Origin of the sequence: Dactylosporangium sp. NPDC005572 (genome assembly GCF_040605515.1) — a bacterium.
Taxonomy (GTDB): domain Bacteria; phylum Actinomycetota; class Actinomycetes; order Mycobacteriales; family Micromonosporaceae; genus Dactylosporangium.
Genome location: NZ_JBEXCY010000025.1, coordinates 30,090 through 49,710 on the forward strand (window position 1 = coordinate 30,090; position 19,621 = coordinate 49,710).

General features: G+C 72.2%; 17 protein-coding genes. 11 read left to right on the forward strand and 6 right to left on the reverse strand.

What is annotated here, in order from left to right:
* The first annotated feature begins 216 nt into the window (after positions 1 to 216).
* Positions 217 to 1,359, forward strand: coding sequence for an NAD(P)-binding domain-containing protein (locus tag ABZS66_RS15490; RefSeq protein ID WP_354757942.1), 1,143 nt, complete (start codon positions 217 to 219; stop codon positions 1,357 to 1,359).
* Between the two features lie 61 nt (positions 1,360 to 1,420).
* Here the strand turns inward: ABZS66_RS15490 and ABZS66_RS15495 are convergent, their stop codons facing one another.
* Positions 1,421 to 2,029, reverse strand: a complete 609-nt coding sequence (locus tag ABZS66_RS15495) for a helix-turn-helix domain-containing protein (protein ID WP_354757944.1) — start codon at positions 2,027 to 2,029, stop codon at positions 1,421 to 1,423.
* Between the two features lie 83 nt (positions 2,030 to 2,112).
* Positions 2,113 to 2,406 carry a putative quinol monooxygenase gene (locus ABZS66_RS15500; protein ID WP_354757946.1) on the reverse strand — a complete coding sequence of 98 codons (294 nt, stop codon included), beginning with the start codon at positions 2,404 to 2,406 and terminating at the stop codon, positions 2,113 to 2,115.
* 114 nt (positions 2,407 to 2,520) lie between these two features.
* Here ABZS66_RS15500 and ABZS66_RS15505 point away from each other — a divergent pair, with 114 nt between their 5' ends.
* The 3 genes from ABZS66_RS15505 to ABZS66_RS15515 all read left to right on the forward strand — a co-directional run bounded on the left by ABZS66_RS15505 (position 2,521) and on the right by ABZS66_RS15515 (position 4,509).
* A complete protein-coding gene (locus tag ABZS66_RS15505; RefSeq protein ID WP_354757948.1) occupies positions 2,521 to 3,126 on the forward strand; it encodes an NAD(P)H-binding protein in 606 nt (201 codons plus the stop codon).
* A 102-nt stretch (positions 3,127 to 3,228) separates the two neighbouring features.
* Positions 3,229 to 3,678, forward strand: a complete 450-nt coding sequence (locus tag ABZS66_RS15510) for an HIT family protein (protein WP_354757950.1) — start codon at positions 3,229 to 3,231, stop codon at positions 3,676 to 3,678.
* Between the two features lie 240 nt (positions 3,679 to 3,918).
* Positions 3,919 to 4,509: a DUF4328 domain-containing protein gene (locus ABZS66_RS15515; protein WP_354757952.1), complete on the forward strand. Its 591-nt coding sequence runs from the start codon at positions 3,919 to 3,921 to the stop codon at positions 4,507 to 4,509.
* Between the two features lie 273 nt (positions 4,510 to 4,782).
* On the opposite strand, the gene ABZS66_RS15520 is transcribed toward ABZS66_RS15515, so the two are convergent.
* The 3 genes from ABZS66_RS15520 to ABZS66_RS15530 all read right to left on the reverse strand — a co-directional run bounded on the left by ABZS66_RS15520 (position 4,783) and on the right by ABZS66_RS15530 (position 7,391).
* Complete coding sequence (locus ABZS66_RS15520; RefSeq protein ID WP_354757954.1) at positions 4,783 to 5,496, reverse strand: DUF6069 family protein; 714 nt, start codon at positions 5,494 to 5,496, stop codon at positions 4,783 to 4,785.
* A gap of 5 nt (positions 5,497 to 5,501) precedes the next feature.
* Complete coding sequence (locus ABZS66_RS15525) at positions 5,502 to 6,500, reverse strand: RNA polymerase subunit sigma-70 (RefSeq protein WP_354757956.1); 999 nt, start codon at positions 6,498 to 6,500, stop codon at positions 5,502 to 5,504.
* Between the two features lie 132 nt (positions 6,501 to 6,632).
* On the reverse strand, positions 6,633 to 7,391 hold the full coding sequence (locus tag ABZS66_RS15530; protein WP_354757958.1) for a carboxymuconolactone decarboxylase family protein: 759 nt from the start codon (positions 7,389 to 7,391) through the stop codon (positions 6,633 to 6,635).
* 229 nt (positions 7,392 to 7,620) lie between these two features.
* Here ABZS66_RS15530 and ABZS66_RS15535 point away from each other — a divergent pair, with 229 nt between their 5' ends.
* The 7 genes from ABZS66_RS15535 (at position 7,621) to ABZS66_RS15565 (ending at position 18,873) form a co-directional block, all read left to right on the forward strand.
* Entirely contained in the window at positions 7,621 to 8,505 is an 885-nt protein-coding gene (locus ABZS66_RS15535) for an aldo/keto reductase (RefSeq protein WP_354757960.1), read from the forward strand.
* Positions 8,506 to 8,524: 19 nt separating this feature from the next.
* The gene (locus ABZS66_RS15540) at positions 8,525 to 9,199 is read left to right on the forward strand and encodes a flavodoxin (RefSeq protein WP_354757962.1); all 675 of its coding nucleotides are present in this window, start codon (positions 8,525 to 8,527) and stop codon (positions 9,197 to 9,199) included.
* A 221-nt stretch (positions 9,200 to 9,420) separates the two neighbouring features.
* The gene (locus ABZS66_RS15545) at positions 9,421 to 10,125 is read left to right on the forward strand and encodes a hypothetical protein (RefSeq protein WP_354757964.1); all 705 of its coding nucleotides are present in this window, start codon (positions 9,421 to 9,423) and stop codon (positions 10,123 to 10,125) included.
* Complete coding sequence (locus ABZS66_RS15550; protein WP_354757966.1) at positions 10,125 to 12,686, forward strand: ABC transporter ATP-binding protein/permease; 2,562 nt, start codon at positions 10,125 to 10,127, stop codon at positions 12,684 to 12,686. Before ABZS66_RS15545 ends, ABZS66_RS15550 begins: the two co-directional genes overlap by 1 nt.
* Positions 12,683 to 14,434 (forward strand): ABC transporter ATP-binding protein, encoded by a 1,752-nt coding sequence (locus ABZS66_RS15555; protein ID WP_354757968.1) that lies wholly within the window; start codon positions 12,683 to 12,685, stop codon positions 14,432 to 14,434. Before ABZS66_RS15550 ends, ABZS66_RS15555 begins: the two co-directional genes overlap by 4 nt.
* A 51-nt stretch (positions 14,435 to 14,485) precedes the next feature.
* Complete coding sequence (locus tag ABZS66_RS15560; protein ID WP_354757970.1) at positions 14,486 to 17,902, forward strand: serine/threonine-protein kinase; 3,417 nt, start codon at positions 14,486 to 14,488, stop codon at positions 17,900 to 17,902.
* Positions 17,903 to 17,967: 65 nt separating this feature from the next.
* Positions 17,968 to 18,873, forward strand: a complete 906-nt coding sequence (locus tag ABZS66_RS15565) for a hypothetical protein (protein ID WP_354757972.1) — start codon at positions 17,968 to 17,970, stop codon at positions 18,871 to 18,873.
* 91 nt (positions 18,874 to 18,964) lie between these two features.
* Here the strand turns inward: ABZS66_RS15565 and ABZS66_RS15570 are convergent, their stop codons facing one another.
* Positions 18,965 to 19,621, reverse strand: coding sequence for a DUF998 domain-containing protein (locus ABZS66_RS15570; RefSeq protein ID WP_354757974.1), 657 nt, complete (start codon positions 19,619 to 19,621; stop codon positions 18,965 to 18,967).

Genomic DNA, 19,621 nt, shown 5'->3' on the forward strand with positions numbered 1-19,621 from the left:
GGGCGATGTCGCTCGCCGGCACCGGCTGGCTGAACGGATTCTGGACTGGTGGCCCGTGCGGTCACCCCCCTGCGTCCGACGCGTCGGAAAAGGAGGTTGCGCGAGATCACCGAAGCCGAGGAGCCGCACGAGTACGTCTGCGTCGCCGAGGCTCGAGCCGCGGCGTGATGGCGGGCCCGAGGTAGCGTGGAAGTATCCGGCCGTTCGGGAGGAAATATGCCGAAGCGGACAGAACTCCTGGTGATCGGTGCGGGACCGTACGCATACTCGGCCGCTGCCTTCGCTCGTGACAACGGAATCGACACTCACATCGTCGGCCATTCGTTGGCCTTCTGGCGTGAGCAGATGCCGGCTGGCATGTTCTTGCGCTCGGGACCGGACTGGCACCTCGACGCCGGCGGCAACTACACCTTCAAGGCCTTTTTCGAGGACCGAGGGATGCGACCCGAGGACTTCGACCCAATTCCGATCGCTGTCTTCATCGACTACGCGGAGTGGTTCCGTGAGCGCACGTCGCTCGAAGTCGACGAACGGATGGTCGCGGACCTCACCAAACCGAACGGGAGCTTTCTCGCAAACCTGGACGACGGCTCGACGATCACCGCGGAGAAGGTTATTGCCGTCCCGGGCATGTGCTACTTCGCCAACGTCCCACACTGGCACGAGGACGTACCGCCGACACTCCGATCACATACCAGCGAGCTTGTCACCTTCGAGGATCTCGCCGCCGCCCGTGTCGCCATTGTCGGAGGGCGGCAGAGCGCCTACGAGTGGGCAGCGCTGCTGTGCGACCGGCACGCCGAGCAGGTGCACCTGGTGCATCGCCATCCCATTCCGGAGTTCGCCAAGGTCAGCTGGGCCTTCATGGACCCATACATCGATCAGACGCTGGCCGAGCGAGGATGGTGGCGCCGACTCTCCGCGGAGGAACAACAGCGGATCGCCGGCGAATTCTGGCGAGTCGGCCGCCTCACCCTCGAGCCCTGGCTCGTCCCACGCCTCGCCACGGACGTTGTCACCAGCCATCCAAACTGCGCGGTCATCGACGTGACGCCCGGTGATCAAGATGTGCGACTTCAGCTCTCCGATCAGACAACGCTGACCGCGGACCATGTGATCTTCGCATGCGGCTACAAGGCAGACCTGTCGCGCATCCCCTACCTGCGCAGCGTCTCGCACCAGGTGAGGACGACAGATGGTTTCCCCGACCTGACCGAGGGCTTCGAAACGTCACTGGCAGGTCTCCACGTGATCGGCTTCGCCTCCACCCGCGACTTCGGCCCCTTCTACGGCTTTACCAAGGGCTGCCCGTCGTCCGCGCGCATCGCAGTCGACGAACTGATGCGCTGCGCCGCTTGAACGACCACGGCCGAGACGAGCGCTGCGTCGAGCGGACAGACCCATACCGCCGGCCGGGCGCTCAAGCCGATCGGGGTCGGAGTCCGTCGCGGGCGATCTCTATCATGCGCTGTTGCGCGGCGCCGTCGCCGTCGCGGGCGATGCAGCCGGCGATGAGGGCTTTGACATCGGCGGTGTCGGCATCATCGCGGACCGCACCGGCCCGCTGTGCCGCGGTGAGCAGGTCTGTCATGGCCGCGCCGAAGTCGCGGATGGCCGTCGATGCTGCGGCCTGAAGGTCGAACCCGACGCCGGTGAGCGCGTCACCGACGGCATGATCGGCTGCGCTCTGCCGCACCAGCAGCGCGAAGAAGGTGAAGAAGGCTGTTGCCGGGTCCTCGCGCGCGGCGATGTCTTCCGCGCTGTGGACGAGGTGTTCGATCCGGTGCAGCGCAACCGCCTGGAAGAGCGCCTCCTTGGTGGGGAAATGCCGGCTGACGGTGCCGGTGCTGACGCCGGCTCGGCGGGCGATCTCGCGGATCGAGACGGCGGCGCCGTGCGCCGCGAAGGCGGCGAATGCCTCTTCCAGGACCCGCGCCTGGTTGCGTCGGCCGTCGGCGCGTTGAGGCTTGGCCGGCTCCGCGACCGCGTCGACGTGCGTGGCGTTCGGGGTCCGGTCCGTTGGTGGCATCGCTGCGATCGTATGCCGTGTCGAGCCGTGTCGGGCCGTCGGCTCCTCGCGCTTCGAAGCTGTCGGCCGGAACGGCGGTCCATTCAGCCTTGGAGTTGGCCGGACGCGCTGATCTCGTATCGCACGACCTCCACGCTGCGCACGTGCGGCATCGGCGGTGCGGTCTGCGAGATTCCGGCCAGGTGGGTGTTGAGGTGCGCCTCGGACTCCCACCGCTCGTAGATGTTGACCCGGTCCGGCTCGATCGGGTCGGCCGCCACCACGTAGTCCAGGCATCCCGGTGTGGTTCGGGTGTGGCGGAGGGACGGGGCGAGGCTTGCCAGGAGTGCGTCGCGGTGATCTGGGTCGACGTAGCCGGTTCCGGCGACGATAAGCATGACTGACCTCCAGGGTTGACGGCTCGGTGCTACCGGGGGCACTGTAGCAGTTATCCGGGACACTTGTCCCGGATAGGCTGATCAACAAAAAGTGTCGAGGAGCATCCATTGCGCTTGGCCATCTTCGGCGCGACCGGACGCACGGGCCGCGTCGTCGTCGAGCACGCTCTCCAGCACGGCCACGAGGTCAACGCGCTCACCCGCGACCCGGCCCGGATCGGTCCGCGTTCGAAGCTCCACGTCGTCGGCGGCGACGTGCGCAACCCTGCGGCAGTGGCCGGGACCCTCGAAGGTGCCGATGCGATCGTCAGCACACTGGGTCGGCGACGGCGAGGCCCCGATGTCTGCACCGAGGGCATCCGCACAGTGCTGTCTGCCATGGCCGACCACGGTCCCCGCCGTCTCATCCTTTTGAGCAACTACGGCGTCGCGGACAGCCGTCACCGCACCGCGTACGTCACCGTTTCCTGGCTGCTGGAACGGGCCACTCTCCGCGACAAGGAACAGACTGAGGCACTCCTGCGAGCCAGTGATGCCGACTGGACCGTGGTCCGGGCGCCGGTCCTCACCAACGGGCCCCGCACCGACCGCTACCGCACCGGAACCGACCTCCGGCTCTCCTTCACCGCCAAGGTCTCCCGCGCCGACGTCGCGGCATTCATGTTCGCCGAACTCGGTCACAACGCCTACCTGCGCCGAGCCGTGGCCATCACCTCATGAACCTCGGAAGCGCCTGATCAGGTGCGCACTCTATGCCGCAATGGTCAGGCTCCGCCATCAACTGAGTAGCACCTGTCTGGGCGCACTGGGACTATTGCGCGCATGACACAGGACGCGACATCGGCGGCGCAGGAGTGCATCTTCTGCGCCATTGTGGCCCGACAGGCCGAGGCCAGTGTGGTGTACGAGGACGAGACCGTCGTGGTCTTCATGGACCTGAACCCCGTCACACCCGGCCATCTTCTCGTCGTGCCGCGCGAGCACGCGGTGGGCCTCGAAGACCTCGATGGAGCCACGAGCGCTCACGTCTGGTCGGTCGGTCATGACATGGCACGGGCCTTGCGACGCTCAAACCTGCGCTGCGAGGGGATCAACGTCCTCCTCTGTGACGGCGAAGTCGCCTTCCAGACCGTCTTCCACTTCCACCTTCACGTCATCCCTCGCTACGCGGGAGACGGCTGGACCATCAAGGTCGACTCGCCGGAACGCAAGAGGTCGCTCCTCGACGGCGACGCGCAAGCGATCAAAGACGCCATCGCGTCGACGGACTGACTGGTCACTTCCGCATCCAGGCCGGAAACGTCTGGCGGGCATTGGCACGTGACAACGCGCGGACCGAGCCACAAAGCGCCAACCCGACGGGCCGGGTCGGTGCACGCATGGCGGTACACAATCTGTCGTGGTCCGATAGCTGACCATGAAACTCTGGCGCGTGCGGCGGGCACCTAAGCTCCTCGAAGCATGAGCGAAACTCGCATTGCTGTACCCCATAGATTGCAGACGACCGGTTGGGTGACCGTCGCCGCCCTGGCGATCGCCGGGCTGGCCCATGCGTTCTTCATCGTCCGGAACCTTCTGGGACCTGAGGACGTCTCCGGCGAGGTCGTCGCGCGACGGGAAGAGTTCGGCTTCGGCTGGTCCATCGAGGGCGAGCTCGGCCTGCAGGCCGTCACCGTCGCCCGGGTGCTCGCCCTGGTCGTGTTCATCGTCTGGCTCTACCTGGCCCACGACAATTTTGGCCGGCGCAACAACCCCCTCGAGTGGCGCAAGCCATGGGTGATTGCCGGCTGGTTCGTCCCCGTGGCGAACCTCGTCATCCCCGGCCAGGTGGTCAAGGAGGTCTACCGGCGCAGCTACCCGGAGAAGGCGTGGTCCTCGGTCCAGCTCGTCAGCGCGTGGTGGACGGCGTTGCTGGTGACCTTCCTCAGTTACACCAACACCACCGTGTACGCCACCCCCGGGACCGATGCGACCGTGACCACCGTGTACACCCCGGCGTTCCTCGCGGTGATCACCGGCGGCGCCGGCATCCTCGCCGCGGTCCTCGGCATCATCATCGTGCGACGCGTCTCGGACTGGCAGGACAACCCGGCCGCTGGGTGACCCCTCGACGACGGCAGGGCCGTGACCGCGGTCCTGCCGTTCCTTTCCTGCCGCCGACCGGGCGGTGGGGCTACCCCCGGTGGTCACAGCGCCGGCGTGTGTTCACCTGCCGGCCGGGACGATGACCAGTCCCGACCGGCGTAGCCACGGTCAGCCGAGGTACCGGATCAGCGTGATGGGCCTGGACACGAGCGTCACGGATCGCGCTCGAACGCCCGGCGCCCCACCACGGGCGGTCCGGCGCGATTGACCATACGGAGGTCACAGCCCGCGTCAATCGGTTCGGGTGCGGAGGCTCCGGGCCAGGGTGGGGATCATCACCGCCGCAGGGACGAGGTGTAGCCCGAGCAGGGCGGTGATGGTGGCGGTGGCTGCCCCGGAGAGGAGGGGCGGGACCAGCGAGATCGCGGTCAGCGACACCGCCGTCCACACGAACCGCTCAGCGGGGCGGGCGCTCCAGCGAAGCAGCGCGGCGGCGATGACGATGCCCACGACCGAGAAGAAGCCGGTCACCACGGCGAACCCGGGCAACGGGATCGTCTCGCCACCATCCGGGATCTCGAAGTCGACGCCGACGGCCCGGGCAAGCGCAGCGGCGAGGGTGGTGGCCACCATCGCCGCGAGCGCGGCAATGAAGCCGATGCCGGCGAGCCCGCGGAGTCGGCTGGTGTGGCTGGTCCGTGCGACGACCCCGCTGTCGTTCATGCTGCTCATCTCGTTCCTCCAGGTGTTCGGTAAAGGGCACGTGACGGTCCGCGTCCGGGGGGTGACGATGCGCACCCGCGCCGTGCGGCGGCCGGGGTTGCGCAGGGCGCGGACGCCGGTGCCGCGGAGCCAGAACCCGGCGTCGCGTTCGAGGACGGGCCCGGGCTCGCCGTCGCGCAGCTCCAGCTGCACCCGCCCGCGGGTGACGACGCCGAACGCGTCGGTCCACTCGGCCTCGACCACCGCGACACGCGCGCCACCGCGCAGCGCGAGCGTCCGCACCGGGACTACTCCGTGCCGTCCGCCGGCAGGCGCTCCGGCAGCCCGAGCCGCGGGAACCGGTCGTCGTGGAACGTGATGATCTCGGTGATCGCGCCGCCGGTGATGCGCAGGACGTCGATCGTCAGCGGCAGGTACGCGCCCTCCGGCTTCCGCCAGAGGTAGAAGGCGACGGCGGGCTGCCGGTTCACGGAGGTGAGGACGGCGCGCAGGTGCCCGATGCCCTCGAAGCCGCTCTCGATCCAGTCGTTCACCACCGTGTCGCGGCCGACGTACAGGCCCGGCGTGGGCGGCATCGAGCAGCGCACGTCGTCGCGCAGCAGTGCGGCGAGCCTGCCGATGTCCGTGGCCACGCTGGCGTCGGTGTAGCGGCGGACCAGCTCGCGCGTACCGGCGTCCTCCTCGCCGCCGGTCCAGTCCTGCCGCTCGGCGGGCAGGTGCTCCCGCATGCCGGCGCGGGCCCGCTGCAGCGCGCTGTTCACGGAGTTGACGGAGTCCCCGAGGAGCTCCGCGACGTCCTTCGCCGGCCAGCCGAGCACGTCCCGCAGGATCAGCACTGCCCGCGGGCGCGGCGCGAGGTGCTGGACCGCGACCAGGTACGCCAGCTCGATCGTCTCCCGCGCGACGGCGACGGTCTCCGGCTCGTCCGCGTCGCCCGCGGGCAGTTCGTCGAGCAGCCGGTCCGGGTAGGGCTGCAGCCACAGCACCTCGCCGCCGGTCGCGGGCTCCGGGCGGTACTTGGCGAGCAGGTCCAGGCAGGCGTTGGTGGCGATCCGGTACAGCCAGGCCCGGAACGTCGAGCGCCCCGCGAAGGTCTCCCGGCGCCGCCAGGCACGCAGGAACGTCTCCTGCACGGTGTCCTCGGCGTCCTCGAACGACCCGAGCATCCGGTAGCAGTGCACGTGCAGCTCCCGCCGGTGCCGCTCCGCCAGCCCCGAGAACGCTTGCTCGTCGACGTCGCCCAGCCCGCTCACGCCCAGTTCCTCCAGCCGCGTGTCCGCACCCATCACGTCATCCTTCCGCCTCGTCGTGTCCCGTCGTAGATGTGACGGGTACGGGCGCGACAACTCATCACCGGGGTCGGTCGGCATGGCTGATCCGGTGGCGGAGCACGAAGGGGGAGGAGGAGGTGGCGTTGCCTAGGCAGCCGGGGTGACGTCGTCGATGAGCCGGATGGCGTTGAGGGTGCGCGGGTAGCCGACGAACGGCAGCAGCTGGGTGACGACGCTGAGCAGGGTCTGGCGGTCGTTGCCGACGTTGAGGTTGGCGGCGACGTGACTCGTTGCCTGGGGCTCGCAGCCGCCCATGGAGATGAGCATCGCGAAGGTGAGCAACTCCCGGGTCGGCAGGTCGAGTCCGGTGCGGGTGTAGTGGTCGCCGAAGCAGTTCGCCGAGAGGTACCGCTGGATGGGCAGTTCGTCCGCGGGCGCCGCGGCGTACATGGCGTCGACCCGGTCGGCGCCGACGATGGCCTTCTGCACCGCCAGTCCCTGCGCCTCGCGGGTCTCCGGCGTGGTGGTGGACTGGCCCGGCAGGGGCAGCTGGACGCCGCGCTCGGTGAGGACGTCGTTGGTGGCGTGCAGGAAGTCGAACACCTTGCCCATGCCCACGTAGGGGACGGCCTGGTACACGATCTCCTTGACCTCGACCGGTGTGACCTCGGCGGAGAGGGCCGCGCCGAGCAGGACCCGGTACTCACTCAGGCCCTGGCACGCGATGAGCGCGGCGAGCTGGACCATGAGCCTGGTGCGGGTGTCGAGGTTGCCGTACCGCAGCACCTCGTCGAAGGCGAAGTTGTCGAAGTACTCGGTGAGCTCGGGATCGGTGACCGCAAGGATGGACACGTCCGCGGGAACCAGTTCGTCGTGCTCTTTGCGGGCCTGCGCGTTGCGAGCCATGGTGGGTCGCCCTTCAGGAGTTCGGGATCAGGCGGATCGTGACCGGGGCGGCCCCGGCGCCGACCGTTTGCCCATACCCCGACGCTACGTCCGACGCGATCACCCTGGGAGGTTCTGTCATTACCGGGTACCTCGGCTTTTCCCGGCCGACGAGGGAGGTAACGCCAGAACCTCCCTCGTTCGCGCCGGCGTGCCTACCGTCGAGGGTGCTTCCGGAAAGGAACTCCACATGGCTGTACCTGAGCTGACGCTGAACAACGGCGTCGAGATGCCCGCCCTCGGGTTCGGTGTCTTCCAGACGCCGCCGGACGAGACCCGCGCGGCGGTCGGGGCGGCGCTGTCGACCGGCTACCGGCACATCGACACGGCCGCCGCATACGGCAACGAACGGCAGGTCGGCGAGGCCGTCGCCGCATCCGGCGTCGACCGGGACGAGGTCTTCCTGGAGACCAAGATCTGGATCAGCGACTACGGGTACGAGCAGACGCTGCACGGCTTCGACAAGAGCGCCCGCAAACTCGGCGTCGACCGGATCGACCTGCTCATCCTGCACCAGGCACTGCCGTCGGAGTTCGACCGGACCCTGCAGGCGTACCGGGCGCTGGAGACGCTGTACGCCGACGGGAAGGTCCGCGCCATCGGGGTCAGCAACTTCATGGTCGAGCACCTCACCGCACTGCTCGACCACGCGACGGTCGTGCCCGCGGTCAACCAGATCGAGGTGCACCCGTACTTCACCCAGCGGGACGTGCAGACCTTCGGTACCGGGCACGGCATCCTCACCCAGGCCTGGGCGCCCATCGGCGGCATCACGTTCTACCGCGACAGCGGCCACCGCAGCACCCTCGAGGACCCGGTGATCGGCGAGATCGCCAGGGCGCACGGCCGGACACCGGCGCAGGTGATGCTGCGCTGGCACCTGCAGCAGGGTCGATCGGCCATCCCGAAGTCCGTGCGGCCGCAGCGCATCGCGGAGAACTTCGACGTCTTCGACTTCGACCTCACCGATGGGCAACTGGCCGCGATCGACGGCCTGGACACCGGCAACCGCGGTGGCCCGGAACCCGCTGACATCACCCTGGCGAGCTTCGGCCGGCCGATCCCCGAGCACTGAGCAGAGGACTGTCGAGGCGATGATCATGCGCCGTCGGGCCGTCCTGCGCACGTCTCTGCTGCTCGGCGGAGGTGCCTTGCTCAACGCGGCGACAGCGGCCTGCGGCGGCTCCAGTTCGGCACCGCCGAACACGCAGACCACCGCCGCGGGCGCCTCGGCGCCCGGATCGTCGCCGCCGCAGGTGCTGCTGGCCTATTTCTCACGAGCAGGCGAGAACTACTGGTACGGCGGCACCCGCGACATCGAGGTCGGCAACACCCAGGTCGTCGCCGACATGATCGCCTCGCTGATCCGGGTCGACGTCCACCGCATCCGGGCCGCCGACCCGTACCCGCGCAGCTACCGCGCAACGGTCGAGCGCAACGTCGCCGAGCAGAACGCCGACGCCCGCCCGGCGATAGCCGGCACCGCGCCCGACATCACCGGCTACGACGTCGTGCTGCTCGGCAGCGGCATCTGGAACGTCCGTCCGCCCATGATCATGCGTACCTTCGCCGGGAGTGTCGACCTGGCCGGAAAGGCCATCCACCCGTTCGTGACGTACGCCGTCAGCGGTCTGGGCAGGACGATCGAGGACTACACCGCCCTCTGCCCGGACGCGACCATCGGCCGAGGCCTGGCGGTACGAGGCGAAGAGGCATCGGACGCCCGGCCCCAGGTTGAACGCTGGCTGCGCGAGATCGGGCTGCGGTGAGGGAGGCGATGCCTGCAACTGGCGGAGCGGTCTGCAGCCGCTCGCTGTCGGACCCGGCAGGGCAGGGGAGCGCAGAGGAACTCCGGATCTCGGGCCGGTAGTCGCTGCCCGGATCGGGGTGAAGGAAAGGTCGTCGCCGTCCTTCCGGTCACCCCGTTGCGCGTCCCTCGAACTTAGGTTAGCTTACCCTTTGTTACCCCCTATAACAACGAGGTGGGCGGATGGCTGACCCCCGCATCGGCGGCCGCGCGCCGCGCATCGGCACCGACGACATCGTGCGGGCCGGGCGCGCCCTCGGGATGCAGGCGCTGAGCGTGAAGGCGGTCGCGGCCGAGCTGGGCGTGACCGCCGCCGCGCTGTACCGGCACGTGGACGGGCGGTGGGGCCTGGAACGGCTCGTCGGCGAGAGCATCCTCGGGGAGCTGACGCTGCGGGACGATGCGGCACTGGACGTCGAGCCGCACCTGCTGTCGTTCGCGCTGCAGCTGCGGGGGTTCATCCTGGCGCACCCGGGCCTCGCACGGTACCTGCAGGTGCTGTTCCCGCGCGGTGACGCGGGCCGGCGGCTGCTCACCGACGAGGTCGAGGCCCTCGCCAGGCGCGGCTACACGACGGAGGCGGCGATCGTCCTCAGCGGCGCCGTCGCGTCGCTGAGCATCGCGATGGCGGCCTCCGAGGAGCACAGCGCGGCCGCGGAGCACGACGACGCCGGCGGCCTCGGCCGGGAGCGCGAGGCGGCGATCGCCGGCATCGTCGTCGACGACGACCTCGGCCCGGCCCATCTCGCGCTGCCGCAGCTGCAGCGCGCCGAGTACGTGCGCCTCGTGCTGACCGGCGCGATCCGCGGCCTGCTGCTGGCCGCGCCGCCCGGACGGGCCGTTGCGGAGATCATTGCGGACCTCTCCAGCACCCAGAAGGAGTTGTGATGGCCAAGCGCGGGTTCCAGGGCGCGCTCATGCGGAGCTTCGGCGCCCGCGACCACCGGGCCACCGTCGTGGGCCGGGAGGTGATCGCGCCGCACTTCGTGCGGGTGCGGCTGACCTCACCGACGCTGTTCGAGGACGCGGTCGCTGAGCCCACGGCGTGGCTGCGGTTCTGGTTCCCCGACCCGGACGGCGGCGAGGCCGAGCACCAGCGCGCGTACACGATCACCTCGGCGGACAAATCGACCGGCGAGTTCACGATCGACATGGTGCTGCACGAGCCGGCCGGCCCGGCGTCGGTGTGGGCGCAGCGCGCCGAGCCGGGGTGGGAGATCACGGTCTCCTCGCTCGGCTCGTCGCGGTTCGACGTGCCGGAGGAGCCCCCGGCCGGCTACCTGCTGGTCGGCGACTCCGCGTCGATCCCGGCGGTCAACGGCATCCTGGGCGCGGTTCCCGCGGAGATCCCGATCGAGTTGTACCTCGAACAGCACGATGACGCCGACCGCCTCATCCCGCTCACGACCCATCCGCGGCTGCGCACGCACTGGGTGCCCCGGCACGGTGAAACGTCGCTGGCGGCCGCGATCGAGGCGCGGGACTGGTCGGACTGGTACGCGTGGGCCGGCCCGGAGTCCGGCTCGCTCAGACACCTGCGGGTCCGGCTGCGCGACGAGTTCGGGTTCCCGAAGTCGGAGGTGTACGCGCAGGCCTACTGGTACCACGGCCGCGCGTTCGGCAAGCGCCGCTCCACGGCGCCACCCGAGGAGCAGACGGCGCCGCCGCCTGCGGCCGAGTCCGCACCGGCACCGGCGCGCGGGGCGTGGCGGGCGCAGGCCGCCGGCCGGCTGCTGGTGCCGCTCAAGCGGACCCTGTGGCTCGCCGGGGCGCTGCAGGCCGTCGTCACCCTCATCCAGCTCGCCCCGTTCGTGCTGCTCGTCGAGCTGGCCCGGCGGGTGCTGGCCGGCGCGCCGGCCGGCGAGCTGTGGAGCGTCGGCGGCTGGGCGCTCGGCCTGCTCGGCGCCGGCATGCTGCTGGGCTCGGCGCTGACGCTGTGGCTGCACGCGGTCGACGCCCGCTTCGCGCGGGAGCTGCGCCACCGGCTGCTCGGCAAGCTGGCCCGGCTGCCGCTGGGCTGGTTCACCGCGCGCGGTTCCGGGCACGTCAAGCAGGTGGTGCAGGACGACACCCTCGCTCTGCACTACCTCGTCACCCACGCCGTCCCCGACGCCGCCGCGGCCGTGGTCGCCCCGGTCGCCGTCCTGACCTACCTGTTCACCGTCGACTGGCGGCTGGCGCTGGCGCTGTTCCTGCCGGTGCTCGTCTACATCGTCACGATGTGGATCATGATCGTGCAGTCCGGCACCCGCACCGCGCAGGCGCTGCGCTGGGCTGAGCGGATGAACGGCGAGGCCGGGGCCTACCTGGAGGGCCAGCCGGTGATCCGGGTCTTCGGCGGTGCGACGGCCTCCACCTTCCGTGCGCGGCTCGACGAGTACATCGGCTTCCTCAACGACTGGCAGCGACCGTTCACCGGCAAGAAGACGGCGATGGACCTGGCCACCCGCCCGGCGACGTTCCTGCTGCTCATCGCCGCCCTCGGCACGTGGCTGGTCACCGCCGGGTCGATGGAGCCGGTGCAGCTGCTGCCGTTCCTGCTGCTCGGCACCGGCTTCGGCGCGCGGCTGCTCGGGATCGGCTACGGCCTCAGCGGCCTGCGCACCGGCCTGCTCGCCGCCCGCCGCGTCCAGAACACCCTCGACGAGCCGGAGCTGGCGATCGGCGCCGGGCCCGCCGCGAGCGCGCCGGACGAGCCGGGAACGGTGGTGTTCGACCGGGTCGGATTCGCCTACCGGCCCGGTGTCCCCGTCATCCGGGACGTCTCGCTGGTGCTGCGCCCGGGCACCGTGACGGCACTGGTCGGCCCGTCCGGATCAGGCAAGTCGACCCTCGCCGCGCTGCTGGCCCGCTTCCACGACGTCGGCGAGGGCACGATCCGGGTCGGCGGGCGCGACCTGCGCGACCTGACCGCCGACGAGCTCTACGAGCGGGTCGGGTTCGTGTTCCAGCAGACGCAGCTCGTGCACGGTACCGTCCACGACAACATCGCCCTCGCCGTCCCGACGGCGACGCGGGACCAGGTCGAGGCGGCGGCCCGGGCCGCGCACATCCACGACCGGATCACCCGCCTGCCGCACGGCTACGACACCGTGCTCGGGCCCGACGCCGCCCTCTCCGGCGGCGAGCGGCAGCGCCTCACGATCGCCCGGGCGCTGCTCGCCGACACCCCCGTGCTCGTGCTCGACGAGGCGACCGCGTTCGCCGACCCCGAATCGGAGTACCTCGTCCAGCAGGCACTGAACCGGCTCACCGCCGGCCGGACCGTCGTGGTCATCGCACACCGCCTGCACACCGTCACCGGCGTCGACCGCATCGTCGTGCTCGACGAGGGACGCGTCGCCGAGACCGGCACCCACGACGAGCTCCTCGCCGCGGGCGGCCGCTACCACCGGCTCTGGACCGCCGGCGAGACCCGCTCCGCCACGCCCGAGGAGGCGACCCTGTGATCAGGACCCTGCTGCGGCTGCTGCCCGCCGACCGGCGCCGCCGCGTCGCCGGCCACACCGCCCTCACCGTCCTCGGCGTGGTCCTGCGGGCCGCCGCGGCCGTCCTGCTCGTGCCGCTCGTCGGCGCCCTGTTCGGCAACGACCCGGGCGGCGCGTGGCCGTGGCTGGCGGCGCTGGCCGCCGTCACCGCCGCCGGCTGGGCCGTCGACGCGCTCGCCGCGCGAGTCGGCATCGACCTCGGCTTCGCGCTGCTCGACCACGCCCAGCACGACGTCGCCGACCGGCTCAGCCACACCCGCCTGACCTGGTTCACCGCCGAGAACACCGCCACCGCGCGGCAGGCGATCGCCGCGACCGGCCCGGACCTCGTCGGCCTGATCATCTACCTCGTCACGCCGGTCCTCGGCGCGATCCTGCTCCCGGTCGCGATCGGGCTGGCCCTGCTGCCGGTCTCGGCGCCGCTGGGCCTGGCCGCCCTCGCCGGCGTGCCGGTGCTGCTCGGCGCGTTCTGGGCCGCCGGGCGCGTCGGCCGGGCCGCGGACCGTGCCGCCGCCGACGCCAACACCGCGCTCACCGAGCGGATCGTCGAGTTCGCCCGCACCCAGCCGGCCCTGCGCGCCGCGCGGCGGGCCGAGCCGGCCCGCAGCCTGGCCGGCGCTGCCCTCGCCGCCCAGCACGGCGCCACCGTCCGGCTGCTGCTCCTGCAGATCCCCGGGCAGCTCCTGTTCAGCGTGGCCAGCCAGGTCGCCCTCGTGCTGCTCGCCGGGACGACCACGGTCCTGGCCGTGCGCGGGGACATTGGTGCGCCGGAGGCGGTCGCCCTCATCGTCGTGATCGCGCGGTACCTGGAACCCTTCGCCACGCTCGGCGACCTCACCCCCGGCCTCGAAGCCGCGACGACGGCCCTGCGCCGCATCCGCGCCGTCCGCGACGCCCCCGCGGCGCCGGCCGGGCCCGCGGCCGGGACCGCCCCCGCCGTGCCCGCGACACCGCCGCGCATCCGGCTGGAGCAGGTCGGTTTCCGCTACGCGCCCGACGCCCCGCCGGTGCTGCAGGACCTCGACCTGACCCTGGAGCCCGGCCGCACGACGGCGATCGTCGGCCCCTCCGGCTCCGGCAAGAGCACCGTGCTCGCGCTGCTGGCCGGGCTGTACGAGCCGACCGCGGGCCGCGTCCTGGTCGACGGCGCGGACGCCGCCACCCTCGGCCCGCAGGCACGGGGTGCGCTGGTGAGCGTGGTGTTCCAGCACCCCTACCTGTTCGACGGCACGGTCCGCGAGAACGTCCTCGCCGGTGACCCCGGCGCCGACCCGGACCGGCTGGCCCACGCCGTCGCTCTCGCCCGCGTCGACGAGCTCACCGCACGGCGGCCCGACGGCGACCGCACCGCCGTCGGGGAGGCCGGCACCGCGCTGTCCGGCGGCGAGCGGCAGCGGGTGAGCATCGCCCGCGCCCTGCTCAAGCCGGCGCCGATCCTGCTGGTCGACGAGGCCACCAGCGCCCTCGACACCGAGAACGAGGCGGCGATCGTGCGGGCCCTCACCGACGACCCGGTGCCGCGCACGCGCGTCATCGTCGCCCACCGCCTCGCCAGCATCCGCCACGCCGACCGGGTGGTCTTCCTGGAGGACGGCCGCGTCGTCGAGGACGGCCCCGTCGAGGACCTGCTCGCCGCGGGCGGCCGCTTCGCCGCCTTCTGGCGGCAGCGGCAGGACGCCGCCGGCTGGCGCATCACGGCCGCGGGGTGAGTACCGCGACGGCCGAGCCGCGGTTCCGGGCGGGGCGCGGTATGTTGGGCGATGCCTGAGCCCGCCGCGGTGTGGCGCGTCGGCGACGTCGTCGACGGCCGCTACGAGGTCCTCAAGGTGCATGAGCAGGGTGGCATGGGTCTGGTGTACCGCGTCCGCCACCGCGAGTGGGCCGTCGACCTGGCGGTGAAGAGCCCACGCCCGGAGGTCCCCCGGGACGCCTTCGTCGCCGAGGCCGAGACGTGGGTGTCGCTCGGCCTGCACCCGCACGTGTGCTCCTGCTACTACGTCCGCGTGCTCGACGGCGTCCCGCGGGCCTTCGCCGAGTACATCGCGGGTGGAAGCCTCCGGGACTGGATCGACGACCGCCGCCTGTACCGTGGCAGCGAGACCGCCGCCGTGGAACGTATCCTCGACGCGGCCGTGCAGACCGCCTGGGCCCTCGCCCACGCCCACGCCCGCTCCGTCACCCACCGCGACGTGAAGCCCGCCAACATCCTCGTCGACGACGCCGACGGCGCCTTCGTCGCGAAGCTCACCGACTTCGGCCTGGCCGCGGGCGGCGGCATGACCCTGGCCTACGCCTCGCCGGAGCAGGCGGCGGGCGCCCGAGCGGGCCCGCCGAGCGACGTCTACAGCCTCGCGGTGTCGATCCTGGAGATGTTCACCGGCGGCGTGACCTGGATGGCCGGCCCGGCCGCCCGCCACGCCCTGGCCGCCTACCTTGCCGACGATCCGGGGCACGCGCCGGCCACCCACCACGCCGACGACCCTCAGCCCACGGCGGCGACGCAACCGGCCCGCGGCTCTAGCCTCGCGTCGGCCGCCCAGCCGGCGGGCGAGGGCGACGACCGCCGCGACGACGGGCCGCCGGCCATGCCGGCGGAGGTGGCCGACCTGCTCGACCGTTGCCTGGCCGAGGCGCCCGATGACCGGCCCGCATCGGTGGCCGCGGTTGCCGGCGTCCTCGTCATGGCCTACGAGCGGCACACCGGCCGTGCCTACCCCCGGGCCGTTCCCGTGGCGGCCGTGCTGCGGGCCGACGAGCTCAGCAACCGGGCCCTGTCGCTGCTCGACCTCGACCGCCCGGCCGAGGCCGAGCAGGCGTTCGCCGGGGCCCTCGCCGCCGACCCGCAGCACGTGGCGGCCACCTACAACGCGGGCCTCCACCGGTGGCGTCGTGGTGCGGTCACCGACGACCGGCTGGTCGCCGAGCTCGAGGGCCTCCGGGCCGACACCGGCGACGTGCTCGCCCAGATCCACCTCGAGCGCGGCGACCTCACCGCCGCCCGCAAGCTGCTCGGCGAGGCGGTACTGCGGGCGGTGCTGCCGACGGCCGGCACGCTCGTCGACGCGGGCGCCGTCGCCGCCTGGACCGTGCCCTGGACGCCCGTCGACGACGTACCCGGGCGGGTACCGCTGGCGGCCGACCCCGGCGGGCGGCTCGCCCTCACCGGCGAACCCGGCGGCGCGCTGCGGCTCTGGGACATCCACAGTGGACGGATGCGCCACCGGCTCGCCGGGCACCGCCGCCGGGTGCACGCCGCCGGCCTCACGCCGGACGGGCGGTACGCCGCCTCCGTGTGCGAGGACGAGACCGTGCGGCACTGGGACCTGACCGCCAGACGCCCCCGGAGCCGGCTCCTTTACGCCAGCCCCAACCCGCCCCGGTGGGGCGGCGGCGACGGGCTCGGCGAGCTGGCCCTGCGCACCCAGTCCACCACCGTCGGCCTGAGTCCCGACGGACGCCTCGTCCTCTACGCGGGGCTCGACGGGGTACTGCGGATCTGGGACCTGCGCGGCGGGCCGCCACGGACGCTCGACGAGCATGCGGGCGCGCGGCTGGTGGCGGTCAGCGCCGACGGTCGCAGCGCCGTCTCCGTCGGGCAGGGGCACGTCGCGCGGGTGTGGGACCTGCCGGCCGGTCGGTGCCGGCGCGAGCTGGCCCAGGCTCCGTCCCCGGTCGCCGCCCTCGGCCTCAGCGCCGACGGCCGGTTCGCGGCCGTCGGGTGTCTCGACGGCACGATCGGCGTCTGGGACCTCGGTGACGGCCGGCGGATCCGCATCCTGACCGGCGGCACCCCGGCCGACGCCCTGTCCCTTGACGAACGGGTCCTGGTCTCCGCCGAGCGGTACCACGGCACCGTCCGGTACTGGGACCTGGACAGCGGCCGGTGCCTGCGCACCTTCCCGGGGCACGCCGGCGGCGCCGCCGCGGTCCACCTCGACGCGGACGCCCGGTCGGCATTGTCGGCCGGCCGGGACGGGGCGGTCCGCCGGTGGCGGCTGCCCGGCGAGTACCGCGCCGCGCCCCGGCTGAGCCGTCCTCGCCGGACCGACGAGCTGCACCGGCTGGGCGCCCGGGTCGAGGCGCTGGTCGCGGAGGCGGAGCACGCGGCGGCGGCCGGGCGGCTCGCGACCGCGCTCGACAGGCTGCGGCAGGCCCGTGCCGTCCCCGGCCACGAGCGGGCGCCGCGGATCATGACCGCCTGGTGGGCACTGGGCCGCGGGGCCGTCCGCACGGCCCTGCGGACGGCCTGGTCGTCGCGGTACCTCACCGGCCACACCCGCGACGTGGGCGCCGTCGACCTGTCGGCCGACGGCCGGATCGCGGTCTCCGCAGGCTGCGACGCGACGGTCCGCCTGTGGGACCTCGACGACGGCGCGTGCGTGCGGGTCCTCGCCGGTCACGAGCACATGGTGGAGGCGGTCTGCCTGAGCGGCGACGGGCGGCGGGCCCTCTCGTCGAGCCGGGACGGCACCGTGCGGCTGTGGGACCTCGGTACCGGCGAGTGCCTGCGCGTCGTGACCGGCAACGTCCACATGAGGGAGTCGGTGCCGGTCCGGTTCACCGCCGGCGACTCGCAGGCCATCGTCGCCGGCCGCGACGGCCGCATCCGGACCTGGGACCTGGACACCGGCGACCTGCGGCGCGAGCTGCGCGGCGGCGCCGCCTTCCGGGCGCTGCGGCTCGGCGGCCGGCTCGTCGCGGCCGCGCGCGGCGACCTGGTGCAGCTGTGGGACCTGCACAGCGGCGAGTGCGTGCACCAGCTGCGCGGCGGCTTCCTCCACACCATGCGGTCGGTGTCGCTCAGCGCCGACGGCCGCCTGGCCCTCACCGGAGAGAGCGGCGAGGGCCTGCGGCTGTGGGACACCGCGACCGGGGCCGTCGTGCGCACGTTCGGCCCGGCACAGAACACGCCCGACGCGGTCGCCCTGACCGCGGACGGACGCGTCGCGGTCTCCTGCCGGTACACCGACTTCGTCTCGGTGTGGGACGCAACCGACGGGCGCCGCCTGCGCGTGCTCGACGGCCACGAGCGGGGCGCCACCTGCCTCGCGCTGACCCCGGACGGGCGCTACATCCTGTCCGGCCACGGCGACGGCGGCCTGCGGCGGTGGGAGCTCGACTGGGACCTGTCGGCCGGGTCGGTGTCGAATCAAGGACTCGGGTCCGAGCGGCGGTAAACCGAGTCGATGGCTGAGGCGTCTGGGACATGCCAACGGTCCCGACCCCTCGAAAGGACATCGCCATGCGGACCAAGCTTCGAACGCTGCTCGCCATCGTCGTCGTCGCCCCGGTGCTCATCGTGCCCGGCACGGCGGCCGCGGCGGGCGACCTCCCGGCCCCGACGAGCGTCACGCCCGTGACGGGGACCGCCACCGTGCCGCCGTACGACCCGAACCCGCCGACCGTGATCGGCGTGCGGACGGGCCGGCACGAGCAGTACGACCGAACGGTCTTCGACTTCAGCGGCGGTACCCCCGGGTACCGGGTGGCGTACGGCTCGCTCGTCGGCCAGGGCACCGGGACGCCGATCCCGCTGGACGGCGCGGCCACGCTCCTGGTCGTCTTCGACGGCGCGTACGCGTACAACTTCGACCTCACCCGCGTGTACAACCCGCGGCTGCCCACCCTGCGCCAGATCAAGTCCGGCGGCGCCTTCGAGGGACGGGTCAGCTTCGGTCTCGGGCTCGCCGACCGGGTCGGCTTCCGGGTGCTGCGCCTGACGAACCCGCCCCGGATCGCCGTCGACGTCGCCCACCAGCCCACCCAGCCGTTCAGCACCGAGCGGTTCCAGGGCGGCGCCGGTACCGCCGCGCAGGTCCGCATCGACGCCGTGCGCTCGGGCGAGCACCCCGGCTACGACCGGGTGGTCTTCGACCTCGGCACGCCGACGACGCCGCTGCTCAGCGTCGCCTACACCGTCCCCACACCGACGACGATCCATGTCGGCTTCACCGCCGCCACCACGCAGCGCGGCGTCGTCGGCGGCCCGAACCCCGTGCCGATCGGCCTCACGCAGGCACGGTCGGTGTCGCTGGCCGTCTACGACAACGGGACAGTGTCGGCCTTCATCACCACGAACCACCGGACCGGGTTCCGGGTGATGCTCCTGAGCAACCCGACCCGGGTCGTCGTCGACATCGCCCACTGACGTCTGGCGCCGCCCGCAGGCGGCGCCAGACACCAGGTGTCTGTTCCGGCAATCGCCCCGGCTCCGCGTCGCCGCGGCGTCGGGGTTCCGGTCAGGTACGGGCCGACGGCGAGCGGAAGTGCTGGAAGGTCGCGGCCATGAAGAGCCACGCCGACGACAGCACGATGTACAGCAGGACGGTCCCGAACGGCAGCATCAGGCACGCCGCGGTGACCAGCAGCGCCACGGCGGCCAGGATGCTCAGCCGCGCCCAGCCCCGCTCGCCGGCCACCTTGTGGACCCGGCCGAGCAGGATCAGCAGGGCCAGCCAGGAGAACATCGACAGGCCGAACCCGACGCCGTGCAGGTTGCCGTGCGTGCTCACAACCTCCGGCAGGCCGGCCGGAGCGCCTTCGGGGAACCCGTTGGACGGGTCGAGGGTGAAGACGCCGGCGATGATCTGGCCGAGCCCGTCGAGGGCCAGCAGGACCGCGGCTGCGGTTCCCAGCCGGCCGCCGACCACCTGCCGTAGACCGGTCGCGGCGACGATGTTCAGCAGACCCATGACGATGAAGTTGGTCTGCTGGATCGGGCCGGTGTCGCCGATGCTGAGGTAGCTGAAGGCGTGCCTGGTCAGGTCCAGGCCGGGATTGAACGGCATCTGGAGGTAGCTGACCACCAGGAACAGGATCGGGGAGACGATACCCGCGAGCAGCCGTGCGGAGACGGTGTCGCGTCGGGCCGGGCGCAGGGTTGTCACGGTGGACAT